This window comes from Comamonas sp. BIGb0152, from assembly GCF_024809975.1.
Classification (GTDB): domain Bacteria; phylum Pseudomonadota; class Gammaproteobacteria; order Burkholderiales; family Burkholderiaceae_C; genus Comamonas.
Map to the genome: position 1 here is coordinate 427,208 of NZ_JANUDY010000002.1, position 22,969 is coordinate 450,176.

The following is a 22,969-nucleotide window of genomic DNA, read 5'->3' on the forward strand; positions in this document are numbered from 1 at the left end:
CGGGGCTTAGCCCAGCAACGCCATCAACGCGGCGGCAGCGGCCTCGGGGTTCTCGGCATTGACGAGGGCTCTGACGACGGCGATGGAGCCGGCGCCGCTTTCTCGCACTTGCGGAAATTCCGCCGCAGAGATACCGCCGATGGCCACCTGGGGGTAGCTGCGGGTCAATGCGGCATAGCGCTCCAGCCGCGCCAGGCCCTGGGGCACGGTGGCCATTTTCTTGAGTGTGGTGGGGAAGACGGCGCCCATGGCGATATAGCTGGGCTGCGCCTGGCTGGCCCGCACCATCTCGGCATAACCATGGGTGCTGACACCCAGGCGCACGCCGCTGGCGCGCAGCTCGGCCAGCTCCGCGGGACTGAGTGCATCCAGGTCTTCCTGGCCCAGGTGTACGCCGTAGCTACCTGCCGCAATGGCCTGGCGCCAGTGGTCGTTGATGAAGAGCAGCGCGCCGCTGCCCTCAACAGCCGCAACGGCAGCGGCAATTTCTGCCGCAATGGCCTGGGCATCGTCTGATTTGAAGCGCAGTTGCACCGTGGGCACGCCGGCGCGCGCCATGCGGCCGACCCATTCGGCCGTGGGCAAAACCGCATACAGGCCCAGCTGCTGGGGGCAGGGCGCAAAGGCTTGGGGGCCGCCGCTGCGCAGCAGGCCAAAATCAGCCGCCTGCGCGGGCCAGGTCTGGGCATCAAACTGGCCCGTGCGAGCGGTCTGCGCGCTCCAGGCGCTGGCCAGGCAGTCGGCATCGATGGCGATAAACCCCAGGGCGCTGCAGGCGGCCAAGGCACCGGCATAGACGGCATCGAGCTGCCGATCTGCCGGAAGCGCAGGAGCGGGTTGTGGGGGAAAGCTGGCAAAGGCGGCCTGGTGGGCGGTCGTGATGGCCTGCTGGATCTGGGTTGCGGTGGGGCTGGTGTGCATGGACATGGGGTATCAGTTGCTCTGGTGCCAGAACGGGGTGCCCAAGACGGGGGTGCTGGGCTGGGCCATGTCCTGCGCTTGCATGGCGCCGGCGCGGTAGGCGGCGTGGCCGGCAGCGGTGGCATCGGCAAAGGCGCCGGCCATGGCTACGGGGTCTTGCGACAGCGCCACGGCCGTGTTCAGCAGCACGCCGTCAAAGCCCCATTCCATGACCTGGCAGGCATGGCTGGGCAAGCCCAGGCCGGCGTCGCAGATCAGCGGCACATCCAGGCGCTCGCGCAAGGTCTGCATGGCATAGGGGTTGACGGGGCCACGGCCTGTGCCAATCGGCGCAGCCCAGGGCATGACGGCCTGGCAGCCCACATCGACCAGGCGCTGGCACAGCACCAGGTCTTCGGTGCAATAGGGCAGCACCTGGAAGCCGTCCTTGATGAGGATGGAGGCGGCCTCTACCAGGTTGAGGGTGTCGGGCTGCAAGGTGTAGTCGTCACCGATCAGCTCCAGCTTGATCCAGGGCGTCTCGAACACCTCGCGGGCCATCTGGGCGGTGGTGATGGCCTCTTGCAGGCGCATGCAGCCTGCGGTGTTGGGCAGCACGGGCACATTCAGGCGCTTGAGCAGCGCCCAAAAATCACTGCCGGTTTCTGCCGCGTTGCTGCCTTGGCGGCGCAAGGATGCGGTCACCATGGCCGGCTTGGAGCGGGCGACTGCCGCCTCCAGCACAGCGGGCGATGGATAGCGCGAGGTGCCCAGCAGCAAGCGGCTTTGAAAACGCTGGCCATACAGCACCAGGGCGTCGTCGGAGGAGGGAGTGGCGTTCATGGCAAAGGCCTTGGGTGTAAATACAGGTCGCGCATCCAGCCTGCTTTGGCAAGGGCGGATGGCCCCCTGTCTGATTAGCCGCCAGTGACGGGCGAGATGACTTCGAGTTTGTCGCCCGCTTGCAGCTGGCGGCTGTCGTACTGGCCTTTGGGCACGAAGATGGTATTGAGGGCCACGGCAAACGGCGGGCGGGGCTGCAGCTGTGCCAAGGCCAGGGCCACGGTGGCGCCTTCGGGCAAGGCCGTGGCCTGGTTGTTCAAAAGAATCTGTATCGTCATTTGTCTAGGCTCATCAGGGGCTGCGGGCCATCAGGCGCCCGCGAGCAGGCGCACATCCAGATCAAAGCGTGTGGCCAGCGGTGATTGGCCGGTCAGCAGCAGCTCGACCGCGCAGTCCAGCACGGCTGGCGAGATCATAAAGCCGTGGCGGTACAGGCCATTGATCTCCAGTACCCGAGGCCGGACTTGGCGGATGGCTGGCAGATTATCCGGCAAAGTCGGGCGGCACTGGGTGTTGATCTCCAGGATACGCGCCTCGGCAAAGCCGCTGTGCACGGTGTAGGCAGCGCTGAGCAGCTCCATCGCCGAGCGGACGCTGGCGGGCGACATGTCATCGGATTCGATCTCGGTGGCACCGATGACGTAATGCTGGTCTTGCTTGGGCGCTATGTAGATGGGGTAGCGCGGGTGCATCAAACGGGTGGGGCGGCGCAGCTGTACCTCAGGGGCATGCACGCGCAAGACCTCGCCACGCACACCGCGCAGCTGGCCCCACTGCGGCTTGGCGCCCAGGCCGCGCGTGTCAATCAGCAGGTCAGGCTGGCCGTGCTCGCCAGGCGCAAAATCATCCAATTCGCGGGGCTGCTGCCAGTGCAGGCGCACACCGCGCGCCTGCAATGCCGGCACCAGGGCGGCGAGCAGCTGGCGGTTGTCCAGCTGGCCTTCGCCGGGAAGGTAGAAGGCGGATTGAAAATGCCCGGCCAGGGCCGGCTCCATCTCGGCCATCTGCGTGCGGCCCAGGGTTTGCAAGGGCGGCAGCTGGGGGATGGCCGCCTGGGTGCGCTGCAAGATCCCGTGAAAGCGCTGGGCTTCGGGCGCGTCTTGCCGGTGCCAGACCACCATGGTGCCTGCCTGCTGCAGAAACACGGGTGCATCCAGCTGGGCAATCAGCTGCGGCCAGCGCTGCAGCCCGTACTGGCCCATGCGCACCACACCGTGCTCGGTGACGGCCGATTCGGCCAGGGGCGCCAGCATGGCCGCCGCCACGCGCGCTGCGGCATGCTCGGCATCGGGCCCGCCCCGGTCGTACAGATCAACGGAAAAGCCCCGCCCCGACAGCTCCAGCGCCATCAGGCGGCCCAGCAGGCCGCCGCCCAGGATGCTGATGCGGGCGTTGGGGGAAATGAGTGGCTGAGAAGACATGTTTTGTGCTTGGCAATAGACAAAACAGTGCGCGCAACTGCCGAAAACTCCCCACGCCAGCATGACCTGGATCGGGTTGCGGAGCGCGGCCATGGTGGCGCGCCCCAGGGTGTAATCTCAGTCGCGCTGCAGCCAAACTGCTGCAGGGACACCCCTGTTTCGTCTCAGGCAGCATTAAAGCACAGCGCTACGCTGGGGACCCGGTGCTGTGTCAAGCCGTGGTCACAATCGTGGATAATTTTGCCCAGGCCGGGCCAGTGTTGCCCGGCATTGTTTTTGGACTGCAGCCATGGCCTCAATGAATCCACTCTCTCCCGTCTCCTTGCCGCGTTACGCGCGGGTGCTGTCGATTGCAGGCTCTGACAGCGGGGGGGGGGCCGGTATCCAGGCCGATCTCAAGACCATGTCGGCGCTGGGCTGCTTTGGTATGACAGCTATCACGGCGCTGACTGCACAGAACACCCAGGGCGTGCGAGCCATCCACGGCGTGCCGCCCGGCTTTTTGCAAGCGCAGCTCGATGCCGTGCTGGAAGATATTGGCTGCGATGCCGTGAAGATTGGCATGCTGCACGCGCCCGAGACTGTGGCCGTGGTGGCCGCTGCGATTGACCGCTATGCCTTGCCGCATGTGGTGCTGGACCCGGTCATGGTGGCCACCAGCGGCGACCGCCTGATTGCCGAGGCCACCGTGGCGGAGCTGGTGCGCGAGCTGTTTCCGCGCGCTGCGCTCATCACCCCCAATCTGGATGAGGCGGGTTTGTTGCTGGGCCGCAGCCTCGTGCATGCCGACCAGCTAGAGCAGGCCGCGCAGGACTTGCTGGCTCTGGGGGCTAAGGCAGTGCTGATCAAGGGTGGCCATTTGCCTGGAGACGAGGTGGTGGACCTGTTGGCCACGGCAGACGGTGAGCGCTTGCGGCTTGCGTCCACCCGCATCACGACCCATAACGGCCATGGCACCGGATGCACTCTGTCATCGGCCATTGCCTGCCAGCTGGCACTGGGGCAGCCGCTGCCGGCGGCGGTGAGCCTGGCGCGCCAGTACATTCTGGGCGCTATCGCATCGGGCGCCGATGTGCACACGGGCAAAGGCCATGGGCCGCTGAACCATGGCTGGAATCCGCAAACGCAGGTGGTGCTGCGCCAAACTTGAATGCGCCAAAGACGCTGTCAGCAGCGGTGAGGGCAGGCATAAGCTGGTTTTTTTGTCGAAAATTACGTCTTATTGACGATAAATTCAAGAAAATATCATCTAAATGATGCTTTAAATGGCGAATTCAACGACAGAATGCTGCGATTGCAGGCGCCTCACAGGCCGTGCTGTTAATTTAAGTTACTTTTGATGTTTTCTCTTTAGGTACATGATTTATAAAATGAAAGCTGAAAAATCCTGGCATTCATGAGAATCTTGACCGATGTCATGCTTTTGTTTTGCATGGGTATAAGTCATTAAAGTAAACAAAAAGTAAACATCCATAAATGATGACTCCGCTGTCAACCGCCCGATTTGCACCGGCGTTGTACACGCATCTTTAGGAGATTGTTCACATGACCACCGCAAATGTTTTCAGCATCTGGCCAGAAGACGAACGTGATCGCAAGCGCTAAGCCCCAGCGCCAGTAACTCTTTTTCCCGCTTGCCGATACGCTGCTATCGGCAACCACCCCGTAAACGGCTCCCCCTTGGAGCCGTTACTTGCGAATAGGCTGCAAGCAGCGCTTGCTCCCAACCTGGACTGCAGAATGCAGGCAAGTCCAGCTTTTCACCCAATATGCACCTCGCTTGCGCTGCCCAATGGGCTGCCCCAAGGCGGGGTGTTTGCTTTTCTGGTGCACCGCACGTGCGCAGCAAAAAGCCGGAGCCTTGCGTGCTCCGGCTGTCCTGGCATGCGGGCTTTCAGGCGGCGGTGCTGTCTGCGCTGGCCGCCATCAGTGGGCGTTTGGCCAGCAGGGTGAGCTTGGCAGCGGCATCCTGGCTCGCCGCTGCTGCGCTGCGCGAGGCGGACAGGCGCAGCAGGCGCTCCAGCGCACGGTCCTCGATGCCACGACTTTTCAGTGCGGTATAGGTGGACTCGGCATAGTCCAAGGTGCTGCCGTAAATGCCGCAGGACTGGGCAAAGATGCGGCGGTAGTCTTCTTCACTCAGGGTGCCGGTGCAGCGGGGGCTGGATTTGGACAGGGTAAAGGCCAGTGCCTTGACGGGGCCGTCTTCGGTCTGGCAGTCCAGCCATTTGGGGTCATAGGAGTCGGTCGCCATCTCGCGCTGCCACAGCCGGGGCATCATCTCCGCCACGTGCTGGCGTGCGATACGAAAGGCCATGCCCCGGCAGCTGCCGCCCGAGAACATGCCAAACACCAGACCCGGGCACTCGGGCGTGCCCCGGTTGATGTGGCTCCACATCTTGAGCGCGCGGTGCCAGCCAAAAACCCTGGCATGGCGGCATTCCTGAAATTCGAACTCAGGGCGCCAGATCAGGGAGCCGTAAGCAAAGACCCAAAGGTCCTCCGTTCCTCCCCATTCCTGCATGGTTTGCGCGAACATTTGTTGCGGGCAACGGCTGCGGGATGGAGCGACCAAATTCGTCATAGTGGTATCGACCGACAAAACTAAGAGATAAGCAATTGTTATAGCGCTTCACTTCCGCCAAAGCTAGGGCTGCAGGGCTTGAGCGGCAATTTTTGCGCTGAAAGCAACAGTCTGGCTATGTAGGATGCAGCCTGCATAACGCAGTAGCCGGCCTGCACGATGACAGCGAAATCGGGCCCACAGAGGCCATGAGGGATAGGTCGGGTGCCGGCAATGGCCGCTTGCGCCGGGCCGGTTGGGTGGCGGCTTGTCGCCAGCCTTATTGCTTGACTAAGACGCAGGATTATTCAATGCTATGATGTTCATAGCTGATGCGGTGCTCCGCTGTGCTCGGAAATCGGTTTTCCCAGAATTTTCGTTGCCAGCGAGCATCGTGGACAGGCGGCATGCGTGGGGCAAGGCCGCCTGGTTGGCGTTCGATGAAAATGGTCCTCCTATGAATATTGTGATCTTGGACGATTATCAGGATGCGGTGCGCAAGCTGCCATGCGCATCGGTACTCGACGCCTATTCCGCCAAGGTCTATACCAATACGGTCAAAGGTTTGGGACAATTGTCCGTACGCCTCAAGGATGCCGACATCATCGTGCTGATCCGGGAGCGCACGCATATCAACCGCTTGCTGCTCGACAAGCTTCCCCGTCTCAAACTCATTGCCCAGACCGGGCGCATCGGCTCGCACGTGGATTTGACGGCCTGCACCGAGCGCGGTGTGGCGGTGGCTGAGGGCGTGGGCTCGCCCGTGGCACCGGCCGAGCTGACCTGGGCCCTGATCATGGCCGCAGCGCGCCGCCTGCCCCAGTACATTGCCAACCTCAAGCACGGGGCCTGGCAGCAGTCGGGCTTCAAGGCGGCCAATATGCCGCCCAATTTCAGCTTGGGTTCGGTGCTGCGGGGACGCACCTTGGGTATCTGGGGCTATGGCCGCATTGGCCAGCTGATTGCCGGCTACGGCAAGGCCTTTGGTATGGAGGTGCTGGTCTGGGGTAGCGATAGTTCGCGCGCCAAGGCCTTGTCAGAAGGCCATAAGGTGGCCTCCAGCAAGCAGTTTTTTTTCGCCAACAGCGATGTGCTGTCGGTGCATTTGCGCCTGAGCGAGCAGACCAAGGGCTGCATCAGCTTTGAGGATCTGTCGCTGATGAAACCCTCGGCCACCTTTGTCAACACCTCCCGCGCCGAGCTGCTGCAGCCCGATGCCCTGATTGCGGCGCTGAACCGCGGGCGTCCCGGCATTGCGGCGGTCGATGTGTTTGAGAGTGAGCCGATCTTGCAAGGCCATGCACTGCTGCGCCTGGAGAACTGCATCTGCACGCCCCATATCGGCTATGTCGAGCAGGACAGCTACGAGCAGTACTTTGGGGTGGCCTTTGACAACGTGGTCAACTTCATCAAAGGCCGGCCCTCGAACATCGTCAATCCCGGCGCCCTGCAGGTGCGCCGCTGATACGCTGCGTCTGGCCCAGCCCAGAGACAGAGGGCAGATAGGCGCCTTACAGGCCCTGGAAGACAAAAAAATGGCCCTGCAAAGGGGCCCCGGTGCCATCGCAGTGTGCAGATCACTCCAGCTGCAGCTTCTTCTTTGCAATCAAGGTGTTGTACATCTTGCGGTCGCTGGTGATGCGCTGCTGCAGCGCGCCCGGTGATGCGTCGTCCAAAGTCCAGGCCTGGCGCAGCAGTTGATCGCGGATATCGGCGCTGTTCATGATTTTCAGCAGCGCATCGCTGAGTTTGCTGCGCACGGCTGCGGACATGCCAGCCGGTGCCATCAGTGCATTCCAGACTTCGATATTCACATCCTGGGCGCCGATTTCACGCATCGAGGGTGTCTGGGGCATCAGCTGCGTGCGCTGTGCGGAGGTAACAGCCAAGGCGGCCAGCTTGCCGCTTTGCACCAGCGGCAGCACCGACGAGATGGGCAGCAGCGCGCAGTCAAGCTGGCCGCCCATCAGCGCGCCGACAACACCGGGCGCACCGGTGAAGGGGATGTGCACGGCATCAAAATGCAAGGCATCCTTGAGCAGCTCCATGCCCAGATGGCCGCCCGAGCCCAGCCCTGTAGAGCCGTAGCTGGCCGCATTGCCTTTTTGGCGCAAGCTGGCCAGCGCCTTGTCGCTTTGCGCACCTGCGCTGGCCGGCACCACCCAGGCCAGGGGCGATACGCCTACCAGGGCCAGCGGTGCGAAGTCCTTCACAGGGTCGTAAGGCAGCTTGGCATACAGCGCCTGCGAGGAGGTCAGCGGGCCATTGCCCACAATGCCAAAGCTGTGCTCGTCCGTGGCGCGGGCCACCAGATCAGCGCCAATATTGCCGCTGGCACCGGGCCGGTTGTCGACCACTACGGGCTGGCCCAGAATCTGTGCCAAAGGCTGGGCGATCATGCGTGCCTGCATGTCGGGCGAGGAACCTGCGGGGTAGCCGACGATAAAGCGCAGGGGTTTGCTGGGCCAGTGTGCATCTGCAGCATGGGCGCTGGTCCAGCTGGCGGGCAGAACGGCGGCAGCGGTAAAACCCGCCAGGGATTGCAGCAGGTGGCGACGGTCGATGGTCATGAAAAACAGGGCAGGGTGGTAACTGGCGGCCATCCTAACCCAGACCGCAGTCCTCCAGGCTGCTGGCCCTGTCCGCCGGGTTGCAGGTGGGGAGTGCTAATCCAGCGCCGCATGCCCTTGCGCACAGTGCAGCGGCGTGGCCCAGCGCATAACCAGTATGATTTATGCTTCGTCACCGGCCAGCGCACAGTTTGCTTGCGTGGGCAAAATTTCTGATCCATGAGCCGATTACGCACCCGCCATTCCGATTCCGCCCGTCCTACGCCGCCTGCCACCGCAAATCAGCCGCCTGCAGCGCGCGCTGGGCGCCTGGCGCCCATGCCTGCCAGCACCGGGCCCGAGGCCAGCCGGCGCACCACCTGGACGCTGGTCGCCATCTGGATCGGTGTGATGGTGGCCATCTACCTGGTGACCGAGGTCTACCGCAAGCCCAATGAAGGCAAGGTCATGGCCCATGGCGTGCTGGAGATTCCACGCGACCGCGATGGGCATTTCCGCGTAGCGGGTTCCGTCAACGGCGTGCCGGTGCAGTTCATGGTGGATACGGGCGCGAGTCTGATCAGCATCACCGATGCAGTGGCCGAGCGCGCCAACCTGGGCGAGGGCGTGCCCATCAGCTTTCAGACTGCCAATGGCGTACGCCAGGGCAGCATGAGCCGGGCAGAGCGCATTGAGGTCGGCCCCTTGGCCGTCAATGACTTGCGGGTGGGAACCGGCTACACCGGCGAGAGCGCCAAAGATGCGCTGTTGGGGCAGAACTTCCTGCGCTACTTTGATGTGAGCATCTCAGGCAACAGCATGCTGCTCAAACCCCGCGACAGCGACGCTTCACGCTAGGCGCCGCTCCCTACTGTTCAGACCGACGTTAAGGCATGGCCGGCTTGCTGTTGAAGGCGGGCCGCAAGCCATTGTTGCCGTCGGGCAGGCACACGGCCGCAGGGGACGCGCTGGCCTCGTACAAACCCACGCAGTGCTGCGCAGCCAGCTCGCGGGCCAGCGCCAGTGCTGCTGCTGCCTGGGCTGTCTGCACAGCCACAAAAACGATATTGCGGCCAATGCTGTAATCGGCCAGCAGGCTTTTGTCTTCGGGCGGGAGTTCTTCGCGGTAGGGGCCGCTACGGGGCGGAAAGCGCTGCATCATGTCCAGGCACCAGGCCTTGAGCGACAGGGTCGCTACGGCCGGATCCTCGTAGTCATGGTGCTCGGGCCATTCGGTCTGTGCCTGGAACCAGAGGCCAAATGCAGCAGCCTCCTTGGGCGCGGCAGAGGGCGCAAAAACCAGCAGGTGGTAGCTCATGGTGTGACTCCAAGCAGGGATGCCCTGCAAGTCATTTAACCAAAGCTGCTGCGCGTTGGATGTGCGATTTGTCCTACGTGCTTGACGCGCAAGCAGGCTGCGGCGTCTGGCATGCCCCGCGCATCGTGGGCATGCCCCGGCTTGGCTTACTTGGTGCCGAAGATACGGTCGCCGGCATCGCCCAGGCCCGGCAGGATATAGCCGTGGTCATCGATCTGGCGGTCTACCGCAGCGGTGTAGATGTCGACATCGGGGTGGGCGGCCTGCATGGTCTTGATGCCCTCGGGGGCCGCGAGCAAGCACATGAACTTGATCGACTTGGGCTGGCACTTGTCCTTGAGCTGCTGCACGGCCGCCGCTGCCGAGTTGCCGGTGGCCAGCATCGGGTCGACGACGATCACATCGCGCTCGCCCATGTTGTCGGGCATCTTGAAGTAGTACTCGACCGGCTGCAGGGTTTTCGGGTCACGGTACAGGCCAATGTGGCCAATGCGGGCGCCAGGCACCACGTTGAGCATGCCGTCGAGAAAGCCATTGCCCGCGCGCAGGATGGACACCAGGGCCAGCTTTTTGCCATCGATGACCTTGCCGACCATCTTCTCCATCGGGGTCTCGATCTCCAGATCCTGCAGCGGAAAATCGCGCGTGATCTCGTAGGCCATCAACGTAGACAGTTCGCCCAGCATGCGGCGAAAGCTGTTGGTGGATGCTTCCTTGCGGCGCATCAGGGTGAGTTTGTGCTGGACCAGCGGGTGGTCAATGAGGTGAACGGTGCTCATGGTAGTTGCCAATATCAATTTGGGCGCAATGGTAGCAGCGCAGGCCCGGCGGCGTTTGCTGCCGGAGAATATATTTACCAAATGGTGGGCTTTTAGCTCCGCACCGGCTCAGACAGAACCGAGTAATTGGGCGTAGCGGCCCAGATCCACGTTCCCGCCACTGATCAGCACGCCCACGCGGGCGCCTTGCAAATCCACGCCACCAAAGCGCGCACCGGCCAGGCTGAGGGCACCGGTGGGCTCGACCACCATCTTCATGCGCTCGGCGTAAAAGCGCATGCAGTCCACCAGCTGCGGATCGCTGGCCGTCACGATGTCGGTCACATCGCGGCGGATGATGGCATAGGTGATATCGCCCAGCGCCTGGGTCTGCGCGCCATCGGCAATGGTTCTGGGGGTGGCGATCTTGACGATCTCGCCCTTGCGCAGCGATTGCTGCGCATCATTTCCCGCTTCCGGCTCCACACCGTAGACCTTGCAGTCAGGCGCCATGGCCTTGGCAGCGAGCAAACAGCCCGAGAGCAAGCCGCCGCCGCCCAGGCAGACAAACAGGTAGTCGAGCTGGGGCACGTCCTGCAGCAGCTCCATGGTACTGGTGCCTTGGCCGGCAATCACATCGGCATGGTTGTACGGCGGGATCAGGGTCATGCCGCGCTCTTGGGCAATGCGCTGGCTGATGGCTTCACGGTCTTCGGTAAAGCGGTTGTAGGTGATGACCTCGGCGCCGTAGCCACGCGTGGCATCGAGCTTGGCCGCCGGGGCGTCCTCGGGCATGACGATGGCGGCAGGCATACCCAGAATGCGGGCCGACAGCGCAATGGCTTGCGCATGGTTGCCGGAGGAGAAGGCCAGCGCACCACGCCGCGCCTGCTCGGGCGAGAACTGGGCCAGCGCGTTGTAACCGCCTCGGAATTTAAACGCGCCCATGCGCTGGTAGTTCTCGCATTTGAAGAAAAACTCCGCGCCCGTTAATTTATCTAACGTGGACGAGCGCAGCACCGGCGTGCGGTGGGCAACGCCTTGCAGGCGCTGGGCAGCGGCTTGCACATCATCAAAACTGGGCAGGGCGGGGGCTGGGGCAGTGGCGTTCATGGTCGATCAGGAGCGGAGGCGTCGAGGGGATTCATGGTAGTGGTTTTTTGGCATTGTTGTGTCCCTTGTGTGGCCGCTTTGGCGGGCGCGCTGCCCACGGCAAAGGCTTGCCGGTCTGCCGCCGCGCTGTGCAGCGGCTGCGTGTAGGCGTTTACGTATAATCGGCCGCTTGTATCGGCTTATGTTGCTAAAGGTTTGGGGTATGTTGAACAAAAAATTTGCGCTGGCCATGGGTGCCGCAGCGGTCGCCGTGCTGGCAGCGGGCGCAGCCCAGGCACAAGGGCGTGATCTGGTGGTGGCCTCCAGCGCGACCTATGCCCCTTTCGCCTTCGAGAACAAAGACAAGCAGATCGTGGGTTTTGACATCGACATCGTCAACGCCATTGCCAAGCAGCAGGGCATGAAGCTGCGCATCGTCAACACGCCGTTCAGCAGCATCTTTGCCTCGCTCAACAATGGCGATGTGGACTTTGTCATCTCGGGCGTCACCATCAACGACAAGCGCAAGCAGAGCTTTGATTTCTCCCAGCCATACTTTGATGCCCGCCAGTTGATCGCGGTGCCCAAGGACAGCCCGGTGGCTTCGCTCAAGGACCTCAAGGACAAGAAGGTCTCGGTGGTCAGCGGCTCGACCGGTGACGATGTGATGAGCCGCGAAGTGGGCAAGACCAGCGCCAATATCCGCCGCTTTGAGAGCACGCCGCTGATCATCTCCGAGCTGGCTGCCGGCGGCGTGGATGCCGCCATTGGCGACAACGGTGTGATCGCCTACCGCGTCTCGCAGTACCCCGCGCTCAAGACCGTGGATGACGCGAGCTTTCCTAAAGAGCATTTCGGCATCGTCGTGCGCAAGGGCGACAAGGCCCTGCAAGACAAGATCAACGCCGGCCTGGCCGCTATCCGCGCCGATGGCAGCTACAACGTGATCTACAAAAAGTGGTTCAACCAGGACTACAAGCCCCAATAAGGCTGCTGCGATTTCCGCTGCAATGACGGCCCTGAGGCCGTCTTTTTGTTTGAAAGAATTGAGAGATGGACAACAACACCCCTGTGGAGTGGTTCGGCTGGTTCCGACCCGACATCCTGGTGGAATACAAGCAAATGTTCTGGCAGGGTGCCATGGTCACCATCGGCATGACGGTGGCCTGCATCATCATGGGCTGCGCCCTGGGCCTGATGCTGGCCCTGGCACGCCTGGCTGATACGCGCCACCAGCCCTGGAAGGCCGTGTGCAAATACCTGCTGCGCTGGCCATCGACCGCCTATGTCAGCTTTTTCCGGGGCACGCCCTTGTTCGTGCAGATCTTGCTGATGCACTTTGCGGTGATGCCCTTGTTTGTGCACCCGGTCAATGGCTTGTTCATCAGCGGGGACCTGGCCCGAACGCTCAAGCAGGACCATGGCGCGCTGATGTCTGGCGTTGTGGCGCTCACGCTCAACTCGGCGGCCTACATCTCCGAAGTGTTCCGCGCCGGTATCCAGTCGATTGCCGTGGGCCAGAAGCAGGCGGGCATGTCGCTGGGCATGACGCATGGCCAGATGATGCGCTATGTGGTGATTCCGCAGGCCTTCCGCCGCATGCTGCCGCCCCTGGGCAACAACATGATCTCGCTGCTCAAGGACACCTCGCTGGTGTCTGCCATCGGCCTGGCCGAGATGGCCTATGCTGCGCGCACCGTGGCCGGTGCCTATGGCCGCTACTGGGAGCCCTACCTGGCCGTGGCGCTGGCGTATTGGTTGATGACTTTCTTGCTCACCCTGGGCTTGCGGGCGCTGGAGAACCACATGGCGCGCGCCGATCGCAGCTGAGCACGCGCTTCTCAACAGGTCGTTCACGAAAAAGCCGGCATTGCCGGCTTTTTCTACGTCTGCAGTGCTGAGAAGGCGCAGGCCTTATCGCTACTTCTTGCCACCCATGATGCTGCCCAGCACGCCGCGCAGAATCTGGTTGCCCAGCTTGGTGCCAAAGGAGCGGGCGGTGGACTTGGCCATCGATTGCACAATGCCGTCCTTTTTGCCGCCGCGTGGGCCCGTGGTGCCAAAGAGCATGTCGTTGATGCTGCCCATCAGGCCGCCGTCCTCCGGGGCTGCAGCACCACCTGCTGTGCCTGCACCGGCCTTGCCGCCTTCGGCCGATGTGGCCTGGCCTGCGCGGGCTTTCAAAATCTCGTAGGCCGATTCGCGATCGACGGCAGTGTCATACACGCCAGCGACCAGCGACCCCTTGAGCAAAGACTGGCGCTGCTCGGTGCTGATGGGGCCAATCTGGCTGCCAGGGGGCAGCACATACACCCGCTCGGTCACGCTGGGGCGGCCTTTCTCGTCCAGAAAGCTCACCAGCGCCTCGCCCACGGCCAGCTCGGTAATGGCGGTCTCGATGTTCAGGCCCGGGTTGGCGCGCATGGTGGTGGCCGTGGCCTTCACCGCCTTTTGGTCGCGTGGCGTGAAGGCACGCAGCGCATGCTGCACGCGGTTACCCAGCTGGGCCAGCACGCTGTCGGGAATGTCCAGCGGGTTCTGCGTGACGAAATACACGCCCACGCCCTTAGAGCGCACCAGGCGCACCACCAGCTCAATGCGCTCTTGCAGGACCTTGGGCGCATCGTTGAACAAGAGGTGGGCCTCGTCAAAGAAGAACACCAGCTTGGGCTTGTCGGGGTCGCCGATCTCGGGCAGCTTCTCGTACAGGTCCGACAGCATCCACAGCAGGAAGGTGGAGTACAGGCGCGGCGAATTCATCAGCTTGTCAGCCGCCAGAATGTTGACCACCCCCTGGGTGCCCACGGTCTGCATCATGTCATCGATGTTGAGCATGGGCTCGCCAAAGAAGTTGCTGCCGCCTTGCTGCTCGATCTGCAGCAGGCCTCGCTGGATAGCGCCGACGCTGGCCGAGCTGATGTTGCCGTAGTCGGTGGAGAACTGCTTGGCGTTCTCGCCCACATACGACAGCATGGCGCGCAGGTCCTTCAAGTCGAGCAGCAGCATGCCGTTGTCATCGGCGATCTTGAAGACCAGGTTGAGCACGCCCATCTGCGTGTCGTTCAAATCCAGCATGCGGCCCAGCAGCAAGGGACCCATGTCGGAGATGGTGGCGCGCACCGGGTGGCCTTGCTCGCCAAACACATCCCACAAGGTGGTGGGGCAGGCCAGGGGCTTGGGCAGGTCAATGCCGCGCTCTTGCAAGGTGGCGGCCAGCTTGCCGCTGATCTGGCCGGTTTGGCTAATGCCGGTCAAATCGCCCTTGATGTCGGCCATGAAAACGGGCACGCCAATGCCCGAGAAACCCTCGGCCAATGTCTGAAGGGTTACAGTCTTGCCCGTGCCGGTTGCGCCGGTGATGAGCCCGTGTCGATTGGCGAGGCCAGGCAGTAAAAAACACGCCGTCGTGCCATTTTTGGCAACCAGTAGGGGTTCAGCCATCGTAGGTTTCCTCTCCAGCATCAAAGTCAAAAGTAAAATCGCAGTCTAGCTAGATAAAACAATAGCAAAGGAAATTCTGTGGCAGGACACAGCAAATGGGCCAATATTCAACACCGCAAGGGTCGTCAGGACGAAAAACGCGGCAAGGTATGGACCCGGATCATTCGTGAAATTATGGTCGCAGCGCGGCAGGGCGGCGCAGATTTGAGCGCCAACCCCCGTTTGCGTCTGGCGATCGACAAGGCCAAGGCAGCCAATATGCCGGCCGACAACATCAAGCGCAATGTGGACAAGGCCACCGGCAACCTCGAAGGCGTGACCTACGAGGAAATCCGTTATGAAGGCTATGGCATCAATGGCGCGGCCATCATTGTCGACACCATGACGGACAACCGCGTGCGCACCGTGGCGGATGTGCGCCATGCCTTCAGCAAGCACGGCGGCAACATGGGCACCGAAGGCTCGGTGTCCTTCCAGTTTCGCAATGTGGGCCAGCTGGTGTTTGCCCCTGGTGCCGATGAAGACAAGATCATGGAAGTGGCGCTGGAAGCCGGCGCCGAGGATGTGATCACCGATGAGGAGGGCGCTGTCGAAGTGCTGACCTCGCCGTCAGAATTTGAGGCGGTGCGCAATGCGCTGGAGGCAGCGGGCTTCAAGCCCGAAGTGGCCGAGGTGACGATGCGGCCGGAAAATACCGTAGATCTGGATGAGGAAGGTGCGGCCAAGATGCAAAAGCTGTTGGACGCGCTGGAAGATCTGGATGATGTGCAAGATGTTTACCATAACGCGGCGCTATGAAGGTACTTGTGATTGGTGGCGGCGGCCGTGAACACGCAATGGCCTGGAAATTGGCGCAATCGCCCAAGGTCTCCAAGGTCTATGTAGCCCCGGGCAATGCAGGTACCGCACGCGACAAGCGTCTGGAAAACCTGCCTATCACCGATGTGGTCAAGCTGCGCGAATGGGCGCAGGACAACGGTGTGCAACTGTCGGTGGTGGGCCCCGAGGCGCCTTTGGCCGCTGGCGTGGTCGATGAGTTTCGTGCCCATGGCATGAAGATCTTCGGCCCCACCAAGGCCGCTGCGCAGCTGGAGAGCTCCAAGGCCTTTTCCAAGGATTTCATGGCCCGCCATGGCATCCCGACGGCGCAGTACGCGACCTTCAGCGACCCGGTGCAGGCCCATGCCTATATCGACAAGCTCGGCGCGCCCATCGTCGTCAAGGCCGATGGCCTGGCCGCTGGCAAGGGCGTGGTGGTAGCCACCACCGCCCAGGAAGCCCACGATGCCGTGGACTTCATGCTGGTGGACAACAAGTACGGCGTTGCCCATAACGACGGCGGCGCCCGCGTGGTCATTGAGGAATTCCTCGACGGCGAAGAGGCCAGCTTTATCGTGCTGTGCGACGGCAAGAGCGTGGCCGCCATGGCCACCAGCCAGGACCACAAGCGCCTGAAGGACGGGGACCAGGGCCCCAACACCGGTGGCATGGGCGCCTACTCGCCCGCCCCGGTGGTGACGGCCGATGTGCATGCCCGCGCGATGCGCGAGATCATTCTGCCCACCATCCGTGGCATGGAAAAAGACGGCATTCCCTACACCGGCTTTTTGTATGCCGGCCTGATGATCGACAAGGCGGGTCACCCCAAGACCTTGGAGTTCAACTGCCGCATGGGTGACCCGGAGACCCAGCCAATCATGATGCGCCTCAAGAGCGATCTGGTCGATGTGATGCAGGCGGCCACCGACGGCAAGCTCGACCAGATCGAGCTGCAGTGGGACCGCCGCACCGCGCTGGGCGTGGTGATGGCCGCGCATGGCTACCCCGATGCACCCCGCAAGGGCGACGTGATCACCGGCTTGCCAGAGGATGGAGACGAAGTCATGGTTTTCCACGCCGGCACCACGGTGGAGGGCGACAAGCCCGTTACCAGCGGTGGCCGCGTGCTCTGCGTCACCGCCTTGGCCGACAACGTCAAGCAGGCGCAGCAACGCGTGTATGCCGTGGCTGCGCAGGTGCATTTCGATGGCGCGCAATACCGCCACGATATCGGTTACCGCGCGGTCAAGTGACCGCCATGCTGTCGCTGTGAGGAAAGATCGTGCTGCCATCGTCCGTTGACCAACTAAGCGCCGGGCCGCAGGCACTGGCCGTTGTCGGCTACCTCCAGGGGCTGCAGGCTTCGATCACCGAGGCACTCGAAGCCGTGGAGCGCGAAGCGGGCAGCACTGCCCGCTTTGTGGCCGATGCCTGGCAAAAAGAGCCCGGGGAAAAGCTGCAAGGCCAGGGCCTGACCAAGATCTTGGAAGGCGGTGCCGTGTTTGAGCGTGCGGGCGTGGGCTTTTCGCAAGTGCGCGGCCCGCAGCTGCCACCGTCGGCGACCCAGCACCGACCCGAGCTGGCCGGTGCGCCTTTTACGGCGATGGGCGTGTCCCTGGTCTTTCATCCGCGCAACCCCTATGTGCCAACCGTGCACATGAATGTGCGCATGATTGCCGCGGGCCACCCCGGCCAGCCAGCCACCTGCTGGTTTGGCGGCGGCATGGATTTGACGCCGTTCTACCCCTTTGCGGACGATGCGGTGCATTTTCACCAGGTCTGCCACGATGCGGTGGCGCCGTTTGGCGCGGAGCTGTACCCCCGCTTCAAGCGCTGGTGCGATAGCTATTTCTACCTCAAGCACCGCAATGAGGCGCGCGGTATCGGCGGCATCTTTTTTGATGACTTTTCCGAGCAGGGTTTTGACGGCGGTTTGGCCATGCTCCAGTCCGTGGGCGATGCTTTTCTCAAAGCCTATTTGCCCATCGTCCAGCGCCGCAAAGCGCTGACTTATGGCGAGCGCGAGCGCGCGTTTCAGCTGTACCGGCGCGGTCGCTATGTGGAGTTCAACCTGGTGTGGGACCGTGGCACACACTTTGGTCTGCAATCGGGCGGCCGCACGGAGTCGATTCTGCTGTCCATGCCGCCGCTGGCCAGCTGGAGCTACCAGCGCCAGGATCCGCAAGGCTCCCCGGAAGAGCGCCTGCTGAGCGAGTTTCTGCAGCCGCGCGACTGGTTATAGACCGGCCTTTGAGTGGCTGCAGGGCCATCGCTGCAGGTTTTTCACCCAGCTTGCGTATAATCGCTGCTACGCTGCAAATGCGCGCATCCCTCCGGGTTTGCGGCGCGGCGGCTTCTTTACAAGGCTTTGCCCTTTTGCCACTGCGTGTTGACGCGATCAACAATAACTGCAACACGCGCTATAGTAGAACCACTTTCATCCATCAACAACTGATGACCACCGTCAAAAAAACCGAATCCACCGCCAAGAAATCTGTGCAATTGCTGCAGCGTGCCATCGTTGATGGGCTGGAGGATGTGAAAGCACAAGATATCCAGGTCTTCGATACCGAACACCTGTCGCCGCTGTTCGAGCGCGTGATCGTGGCGTCCGGCACCTCCAACCGCCAGACCAAGGCGCTGGCCGCCAGCGTCAAGGATGCTGTCAAGGAAGCGGGCTTTCCCAAGCCGCGCACCGAAGGTGAAGGCAATGGCGAGTGGATCATTGTCGATTGCGGCGCTGTTGTGGCCCACATCATGCAACCCATGATTCGCCAGTACTACCGCCTCGAAGAGATGTGGGGCGATCTGCCTGTGCGCCTGAAGCTCGGTGCCCCCAAGCCCAAGGCGGCCAAGGCCGAGCTGGACGACGATGCACCAGCCAAGCCCAAGAAAAAGCCCGCTGCACGCAAGACGGCTTCCGCTGATGCTGGTGCAGAGGCACCGGTGAAGAAGGCCGCAGTCAAAAAGCCTGCAGTCAAGAAGATCTCGGGCACCGTGGCCAAGAAGCCTGCTGCCAAGAAGACCTCGGCCGCTGCCACCGTCAAGACCGTGGTGGTCAACAAGCCCAAGGCCAGCAAGCCCGCAGCCAAGTCGGCAGTCGCCAAGGCACCTGCCAAGTCTGCCGTGAAAAAGCCCGCTGCCAAGCGCGCCCCCAGCAAGGCCAAATAAAAGCCTGCACGCGCTGCGTGCCAGCGCGTGATAGCACGCCAAAGAGCTGTACTGCCAGGCAGGACAGCTCTTTTTTCTTTGGAGAATCCCCCATGAAGATTTTCATTGTTGCGGTGGGCCAGCATGTGCCCGATTGGGCGCAGACCGCCTATGACGACTATGCCAAGCGTTTCCCGCCAGAGTTGAAGGTGGAGCTCAAGGCCGTCAAGACCGAGCCGCGCGGCTCCAAGACGGTGGAGACCTTGTATGCGGCCGAGCGCAAGCGCATCGAAGCGGCCATTCCGCGTGGCACGCGCATTGTGGTGCTCGATGAGCGCGGCGGCAACCTGACCACCAAGGCGCTGGCCCAACGGGTCAAGGGCTGGCAGCTGGAAGGCGACGATGTGGCCCTGATCATTGGCGGCCCGGACGGGCTCGACCCCGAGTTCAAGGCCGCTGCGCACGAGCGCATCCGGCTGTCGGACATGACCTTGCCCCATGCCATGGTGCGGGTGCTGCTCATCGAGCAACTCTACCGTGCCTGGTCGGTGAACGCAGGCCACCCCTACCACCGCGAATAGGCCGGCGCTGGGCTTAGCCGGCTGCCGGGCGGGCTGCAAGCCCCGCGCTTGCCAGTGGGCTGCCGGATGCGTTATGCTGCAAAAATAATAGCTGCTTGTGCTTAATAGATGGGCGCAAGCGCTTGTTTCAAATCAACGCTTTGCTCCCCATCATGCATCCCTTCGTCTACCTGGCCTCGCAATCCCCCCGCCGCCGTCAACTGCTAGAGCAGATCGGTGTCGACCACCGATTGCTGGTCGCCCAGGATGGCGACCCCGAGCCCCAGGACCCGGAAGCGCTGGAAGTGGCGCTGGCCCGCGAGTCGGCAAGCGACTATGTGCAGCGCGTGACGGCGCTCAAGCTCGATGCGGCGCTGGCCCGGCTGGAGCGGCGCGGTCTGGAGGCTGCGCCGATCCTGTGCTCCGACACCACCGTGTCGTTGGGCCGGCATATTCTGGGCAAGCCCGAGACGCCGCTGCAGGCCCAGGAGATGCTGCAAGCACTGAGCGGCAAGACGCACCGGGTGCTGACCGCTGTGGCATTGCAAAGTGGGCGCAAGCGTTTGACGACCCTGTCCGTGTCAACCGTGCAGTTTGCGCCCATGGATGCCGCGCAGATCGATGCCTATGTCGCCAGCGGCGAGCCCATGGGCAAAGCCGGCGCCTATGGCGTGCAGGGCAGGGCCGCAGCGTATATTGCCAAGATCAACGGCAGTTATTCGGGCATCATGGGGCTGCCTGTTTTCGAGACCGCCAATGTGCTGCGCGCAGCCGGCTTTGCCATCTGAGAAAAATTGCCATGCAAAACGATATTTTGATCAATTGGGCGCCGCAGGAGACACGCGTGGCGATCATCGAAGGTGGCTCCGTGCAGGAGCTGCACCACGAGCGCACCTTGGAGCGCGGGCTGGTGGGCAATGTCTACCTGGGCAAGGTCTCGCGCGTGCTGCCGGGCATGCAGTCCGCCTTTATCGACATTGGCCTGGAGCGCGCCGCTTTTTTGCATGTGGCCGATGTTTGGCAGCGGCAAGAAGGCGGGCTGGCACCGATGTTTGCCCGCAAGGGTGAGCCCCAGGTACCGATTGAAAAGCAGGTGTTCGAAGGCCAGTCGATCATGGTGCAGGTGATCAAGGACCCGATTGGCACCAAGGGCGCGCGCCTGTCTACCCAGATCAGCGTGGCAGGCCGCTTGCTGGTGTTTCTGCCCCAGGACGACCATATTGGTGTGTCGCAGAAGATCCCCCAAAACGAGCGCGACGCGCTGCGTGCGCGTTTGCAGGCGTTGGTAGGCACGGCAGAGACGGGCGGTGGTGGCGGATTTATTCTGCGCACCAATGGCGAGGATTCCAGCGACGACGAGCTGGCAGAAGACATCAGCTATTTGCGCAAGGTCTGGAAACGCATCAAGGACAGCGCCGCCAAGCAGGCCGCCAAGAGCTTGCTGCACCAGGACCTGAGCCTGATGCAGCGGGTGCTGCGCGATATGGTGACGGAGAACACCCAGTCGATTCGCATTGACTCACGCGAGCAATTTGCACTGCTGCAGCAGTTTGGCCAAGAGTTCATGCCCGCAGCGCTGCCCAAGCTGCAGCTGTACAAGGGCGAGCGGCCTATCTTCGATCTCTACTCCGTCGACGAAGAAATTGCGCGGGCGCTGGGCCGGCGGGTGGATCTCAAGTCCGGCGGCTACCTGATCGTGGACCAGACCGAGGCGTTGACCACGGTCGATGTGAACACTGGTGGCTATGTGGGCGCGCGCAATTTTGACGACACCATCTTCAAGACCAACCTGGAGGCGGCCCATGCCATTGCCCGCCAGCTGCGGCTGCGCAACCTGGGCGGCATCATCATCGTGGACTTTATCGACATGGTGCATGAGGACCACCAGGCGCAGGTGCTGAGCGAGCTGCGCAAGCAGCTGCAGCGCGACCGGGTCAAGACCATGTGCGGCGAGTTTTCGCAGTTGGGCCTGGTGGAGATGACGCGCAAGCGCACCCGCGAATCGCTGGCCCATATGCTGTGCACCTCCTGCCCCGTGTGCAGCGGTGTGGGCGAGGTCAAGACCGTGCGTACCGTCTGCTACGACATCCTGCGCGAGATTCTGCGCGAGGCGCGCCAGTTCAACCCCAAGGAGTTCCGTGTGCTTGCGGCCCCTCCGGTGATTGAGATGCTGCTGGATGAAGAAAGCCAGCACCTGGCCGGGCTGTCCGACTTTATCGGCAAGCCCATCTCGCTGCATGCCGAGGGGCGGGACGGCTCGGACCAATACGATATCGTGCTGCTGTAGACCCAGGCAGTGCCGCTAGCAAAAAAGCCCGGCTTGCTCTCTGCATGCCGGGCTTTTGCTATGGCGGGGTGAGCATTAGAGCTTGCGCAGGCGCTCCAACGCGGCCAACAAGGTCTCGTCCTTTTTCGCAAAGCAAAAGCGCACCACCTGCTGGTCAAAGCGATCGCCGTAAAAGGCCGATAGCGGAATGGCGGCGACGCCCAGGTCTTTGACCAGTTGCTGGCAGAAATCGGCCTCGTTGGCATCGGTGACGTCCGAGATGTCCACGCACTGAAAGTAGGTGCCGGAGCTGGGCAGCAGTTGAAGGCGTGAGCCTTTGAGACCTGCACGGAACAGGTCGCGCTTCTTTTGGTAGAAGGCAGGCAGGTTCAGGTAAGGCGCGGGGTCCTTCAGGTACTCCGCCAGGCCCACCTGCATGGGGGTATTGACGGTGAAGACATTGAACTGGTGCACCTTGCGAAACTCTGCGCTCAGCGGTGCGGGTGCGGCCACGGTGGCCAGCTTCCAGCCGGTGACGTGGAAGGTCTTGCCAAAGCTGCTGACCACATAGGCGCGGGCAGCAAGGCCCGGGTAGCGCGATGCGCTTTCATGGCGCTCGCCATCGAACACCATGTGTTCGTAGACCTCATCGGCCAGCAGCAGGATGTTGGTCGGCGCCAGCAAATCTTCGAGCTGCTGCATCTCCTGCGCGGTCCAGGTGGTGCCGCTGGGGTTGTGGGGGGTGTTGATCAGCAGCAGGCGGGTCTTGGGCGTGATGGCTGCTGCAATCTTGCTGAAATCGGGGCGAAAGGTTTTGGGCGTGAGGGGCACGCGCACCGGCACGCCGCCAGCCAGCTCGATATTGGGCACATAGCTGTCATAGCAGGGGTCGAGCACGATGACCTCGTCGCCCGGGCTGACGCAGCTGAGAATGACCGTGAGGATGGCCTGGGTGGCACCGGCAGTGACGGTGATTTCGCTGTTGGCGTCGTAGTGCTTGCCATAGAGGGCAGCGATTTTTTGCGCCACCACCTCGCGCAGCGCCGGCACGCCGGTCATCGGCGGGTACTGGTTGTGGCCGGCCTGCATGGCGCGGCTGACACTGTCGATCAAGGCCGGATCGCAGCCAAAATCCGGAAACCCCTGGCCCAGATTGACGGCCTTGTGCTCGGTGGCCAATGCCGACATGACCGTGAAAATAGTGGTGCCTACGTTGGGCAGGCGGCTGGGGAAGGAAGGGGTGAGAGCGGTGGCAGAGACTGACATGGCTTGCAGAGGTGGACGAAGGA

23 protein-coding genes are annotated in these 22,969 nt (G+C 62.5%); 12 read left to right on the top strand and 11 right to left on the bottom strand.

Annotation, left to right across the window (positions count from 1 at the left end; all coding sequences use genetic code 11):
• Positions 1–6 precede the first annotated feature (6 nt).
• The 4 genes from M2375_RS05460 to M2375_RS05475 form a co-directional block, all read right to left on the bottom strand.
• Entirely contained in the window at positions 7–921 is a 915-nt protein-coding gene (locus M2375_RS05460) for a thiamine phosphate synthase (RefSeq protein WP_259164781.1), read from the bottom strand.
• Positions 922–933: 12 nt separating this feature from the next.
• Positions 934–1,743 carry a thiazole synthase gene (locus M2375_RS05465; protein ID WP_259164438.1) on the bottom strand — a complete coding sequence of 270 codons (810 nt, stop codon included), beginning with the start codon at positions 1,741–1,743 and terminating at the stop codon, positions 934–936.
• Between the two features lie 74 nt (positions 1,744–1,817).
• Positions 1,818–2,015 carry a sulfur carrier protein ThiS gene (thiS, locus tag M2375_RS05470; protein WP_259164783.1) on the bottom strand — a complete coding sequence of 66 codons (198 nt, stop codon included), beginning with the start codon at positions 2,013–2,015 and terminating at the stop codon, positions 1,818–1,820.
• A 36-nt stretch (positions 2,016–2,051) separates the two neighbouring features.
• Positions 2,052–3,164, bottom strand: coding sequence for an FAD-dependent oxidoreductase (locus M2375_RS05475; RefSeq protein ID WP_259164439.1), 1,113 nt, complete (start codon positions 3,162–3,164; stop codon positions 2,052–2,054).
• Between the two features lie 289 nt (positions 3,165–3,453).
• Between M2375_RS05475 and thiD the strand changes: the two genes are divergently transcribed.
• Complete coding sequence (thiD, locus tag M2375_RS05480) at positions 3,454–4,314, top strand: bifunctional hydroxymethylpyrimidine kinase/phosphomethylpyrimidine kinase (protein ID WP_259164441.1); 861 nt, start codon at positions 3,454–3,456, stop codon at positions 4,312–4,314.
• Positions 4,315–5,058: 744 nt separating this feature from the next.
• Here the strand turns inward: thiD and M2375_RS05485 are convergent.
• Positions 5,059–5,748, bottom strand: coding sequence for a gamma-glutamylcyclotransferase (locus M2375_RS05485; protein ID WP_259164442.1), 690 nt, complete (start codon positions 5,746–5,748; stop codon positions 5,059–5,061).
• A 436-nt stretch (positions 5,749–6,184) separates the two neighbouring features.
• Between M2375_RS05485 and M2375_RS05490 the strand changes: the two genes are divergently transcribed.
• Positions 6,185–7,192, top strand: coding sequence for a D-2-hydroxyacid dehydrogenase family protein (locus M2375_RS05490; RefSeq protein WP_259164443.1), 1,008 nt, complete (start codon positions 6,185–6,187; stop codon positions 7,190–7,192).
• A gap of 112 nt (positions 7,193–7,304) precedes the next feature.
• Here M2375_RS05490 and M2375_RS05495 read toward each other — a convergent pair whose 3' ends face one another.
• Entirely contained in the window at positions 7,305–8,297 is a 993-nt protein-coding gene (locus M2375_RS05495; protein ID WP_259164444.1) for a tripartite tricarboxylate transporter substrate binding protein, read from the bottom strand.
• Between the two features lie 219 nt (positions 8,298–8,516).
• On the opposite strand from M2375_RS05495, the gene M2375_RS05500 reads away from it, so the two are divergent.
• A complete protein-coding gene (locus M2375_RS05500) occupies positions 8,517–9,134 on the top strand; it encodes a TIGR02281 family clan AA aspartic protease (RefSeq protein ID WP_259164445.1) in 618 nt (205 codons plus the stop codon).
• A gap of 28 nt (positions 9,135–9,162) precedes the next feature.
• On the opposite strand, the gene M2375_RS05505 is transcribed toward M2375_RS05500, so the two are convergent.
• The 3 genes from M2375_RS05505 to M2375_RS05515 form a co-directional block, all read right to left on the bottom strand.
• Entirely contained in the window at positions 9,163–9,594 is a 432-nt protein-coding gene (locus tag M2375_RS05505; RefSeq protein ID WP_259164447.1) for a hypothetical protein, read from the bottom strand.
• Between the two features lie 146 nt (positions 9,595–9,740).
• Positions 9,741–10,373, bottom strand: a complete 633-nt coding sequence (upp, locus tag M2375_RS05510) for a uracil phosphoribosyltransferase (protein WP_259164449.1) — start codon at positions 10,371–10,373, stop codon at positions 9,741–9,743.
• 108 nt (positions 10,374–10,481) lie between these two features.
• Positions 10,482–11,465: a threo-3-hydroxy-L-aspartate ammonia-lyase gene (locus M2375_RS05515; RefSeq protein WP_259164450.1), complete on the bottom strand. Its 984-nt coding sequence runs from the start codon at positions 11,463–11,465 to the stop codon at positions 10,482–10,484.
• Between the two features lie 202 nt (positions 11,466–11,667).
• Here M2375_RS05515 and M2375_RS05520 point away from each other — a divergent pair, with 202 nt between their 5' ends.
• Both M2375_RS05520 and M2375_RS05525 read left to right on the top strand, forming a co-directional pair.
• A complete protein-coding gene (locus M2375_RS05520) occupies positions 11,668–12,432 on the top strand; it encodes a basic amino acid ABC transporter substrate-binding protein (RefSeq protein ID WP_259164451.1) in 765 nt (254 codons plus the stop codon).
• Between the two features lie 65 nt (positions 12,433–12,497).
• The gene (locus tag M2375_RS05525) at positions 12,498–13,274 is read left to right on the top strand and encodes an amino acid ABC transporter permease (protein ID WP_259164452.1); all 777 of its coding nucleotides are present in this window, start codon (positions 12,498–12,500) and stop codon (positions 13,272–13,274) included.
• A 90-nt stretch (positions 13,275–13,364) separates the two neighbouring features.
• Here M2375_RS05525 and M2375_RS05530 read toward each other — a convergent pair whose 3' ends face one another.
• The gene (locus M2375_RS05530; protein ID WP_259164453.1) at positions 13,365–14,885 is read right to left on the bottom strand and encodes a helicase HerA-like C-terminal domain-containing protein; all 1,521 of its coding nucleotides are present in this window, start codon (positions 14,883–14,885) and stop codon (positions 13,365–13,367) included.
• Positions 14,886–14,963: 78 nt separating this feature from the next.
• On the opposite strand from M2375_RS05530, the gene M2375_RS05535 reads away from it, so the two are divergent.
• From M2375_RS05535 to rng, 7 genes are all read left to right on the top strand, one after another.
• On the top strand, positions 14,964–15,683 hold the full coding sequence (locus M2375_RS05535; protein ID WP_259164454.1) for a YebC/PmpR family DNA-binding transcriptional regulator: 720 nt from the start codon (positions 14,964–14,966) through the stop codon (positions 15,681–15,683).
• On the top strand, positions 15,680–16,957 hold the full coding sequence (purD, locus tag M2375_RS05540; RefSeq protein WP_259164455.1) for a phosphoribosylamine--glycine ligase: 1,278 nt from the start codon (positions 15,680–15,682) through the stop codon (positions 16,955–16,957). The genes M2375_RS05535 and purD overlap by 4 nt, the downstream gene beginning before the upstream one ends.
• Before the next feature lie 29 nt (positions 16,958–16,986).
• Entirely contained in the window at positions 16,987–17,946 is a 960-nt protein-coding gene (gene hemF, locus M2375_RS05545; RefSeq protein WP_259164457.1) for an oxygen-dependent coproporphyrinogen oxidase, read from the top strand.
• Between the two features lie 212 nt (positions 17,947–18,158).
• Positions 18,159–18,875: a ribosome silencing factor gene (gene rsfS, locus M2375_RS05550; protein ID WP_259164459.1), complete on the top strand. Its 717-nt coding sequence runs from the start codon at positions 18,159–18,161 to the stop codon at positions 18,873–18,875.
• Positions 18,876–18,967: 92 nt separating this feature from the next.
• Entirely contained in the window at positions 18,968–19,435 is a 468-nt protein-coding gene (gene rlmH / locus M2375_RS05555; protein ID WP_259164460.1) for a 23S rRNA (pseudouridine(1915)-N(3))-methyltransferase RlmH, read from the top strand.
• 152 nt (positions 19,436–19,587) lie between these two features.
• Positions 19,588–20,202: a nucleoside triphosphate pyrophosphatase gene (locus M2375_RS05560; RefSeq protein ID WP_259164461.1), complete on the top strand. Its 615-nt coding sequence runs from the start codon at positions 19,588–19,590 to the stop codon at positions 20,200–20,202.
• An 11-nt stretch (positions 20,203–20,213) separates the two neighbouring features.
• Positions 20,214–21,701 (top strand): ribonuclease G, encoded by a 1,488-nt coding sequence (rng, locus tag M2375_RS05565; protein WP_259164462.1) that lies wholly within the window; start codon positions 20,214–20,216, stop codon positions 21,699–21,701.
• A gap of 75 nt (positions 21,702–21,776) precedes the next feature.
• Here the strand turns inward: rng and M2375_RS05570 are convergent, their stop codons facing one another.
• Complete coding sequence (locus M2375_RS05570; protein ID WP_259164464.1) at positions 21,777–22,946, bottom strand: pyridoxal phosphate-dependent aminotransferase; 1,170 nt, start codon at positions 22,944–22,946, stop codon at positions 21,777–21,779.
• Positions 22,947–22,969: the final 23 nt, after the last annotated feature.

Coding starts and splice junctions, on each gene's coding strand:
- M2375_RS05460 (WP_259164781.1), bottom strand. CDS start 921: ATGCACACCAGCCCCACCGCAACCCAGATCCAGCAGGCCATCACGACC.
- M2375_RS05465 (WP_259164438.1), bottom strand. CDS start 1,743: ATGAACGCCACTCCCTCCTCCGACGACGCCCTGGTGCTGTATGGCCAG.
- M2375_RS05475 (WP_259164439.1), bottom strand. CDS start 3,164: ATGTCTTCTCAGCCACTCATTTCCCCCAACGCCCGCATCAGCATCCTG.
- thiD (WP_259164441.1), top strand. CDS start 3,454: ATGGCCTCAATGAATCCACTCTCTCCCGTCTCCTTGCCGCGTTACGCG.
- M2375_RS05485 (WP_259164442.1), bottom strand. CDS start 5,748: ATGACGAATTTGGTCGCTCCATCCCGCAGCCGTTGCCCGCAACAAATG.
- M2375_RS05490 (WP_259164443.1), top strand. CDS start 6,185: ATGAATATTGTGATCTTGGACGATTATCAGGATGCGGTGCGCAAGCTG.
- M2375_RS05495 (WP_259164444.1), bottom strand. CDS start 8,297: ATGACCATCGACCGTCGCCACCTGCTGCAATCCCTGGCGGGTTTTACC.
- M2375_RS05500 (WP_259164445.1), top strand. CDS start 8,517: ATGAGCCGATTACGCACCCGCCATTCCGATTCCGCCCGTCCTACGCCG.
- M2375_RS05505 (WP_259164447.1), bottom strand. CDS start 9,594: ATGAGCTACCACCTGCTGGTTTTTGCGCCCTCTGCCGCGCCCAAGGAG.
- upp (WP_259164449.1), bottom strand. CDS start 10,373: ATGAGCACCGTTCACCTCATTGACCACCCGCTGGTCCAGCACAAACTC.
- M2375_RS05515 (WP_259164450.1), bottom strand. CDS start 11,465: ATGAACGCCACTGCCCCAGCCCCCGCCCTGCCCAGTTTTGATGATGTG.
- M2375_RS05520 (WP_259164451.1), top strand. CDS start 11,668: ATGTTGAACAAAAAATTTGCGCTGGCCATGGGTGCCGCAGCGGTCGCC.
- M2375_RS05525 (WP_259164452.1), top strand. CDS start 12,498: ATGGACAACAACACCCCTGTGGAGTGGTTCGGCTGGTTCCGACCCGAC.
- M2375_RS05530 (WP_259164453.1), bottom strand. CDS start 14,885: ATGGCTGAACCCCTACTGGTTGCCAAAAATGGCACGACGGCGTGTTTT.
- purD (WP_259164455.1), top strand. CDS start 15,680: ATGAAGGTACTTGTGATTGGTGGCGGCGGCCGTGAACACGCAATGGCC.
- rsfS (WP_259164459.1), top strand. CDS start 18,159: ATGACCACCGTCAAAAAAACCGAATCCACCGCCAAGAAATCTGTGCAA.
- rlmH (WP_259164460.1), top strand. CDS start 18,968: ATGAAGATTTTCATTGTTGCGGTGGGCCAGCATGTGCCCGATTGGGCG.
- M2375_RS05560 (WP_259164461.1), top strand. CDS start 19,588: ATGCATCCCTTCGTCTACCTGGCCTCGCAATCCCCCCGCCGCCGTCAA.
- rng (WP_259164462.1), top strand. CDS start 20,214: ATGCAAAACGATATTTTGATCAATTGGGCGCCGCAGGAGACACGCGTG.
- M2375_RS05570 (WP_259164464.1), bottom strand. CDS start 22,946: ATGTCAGTCTCTGCCACCGCTCTCACCCCTTCCTTCCCCAGCCGCCTG.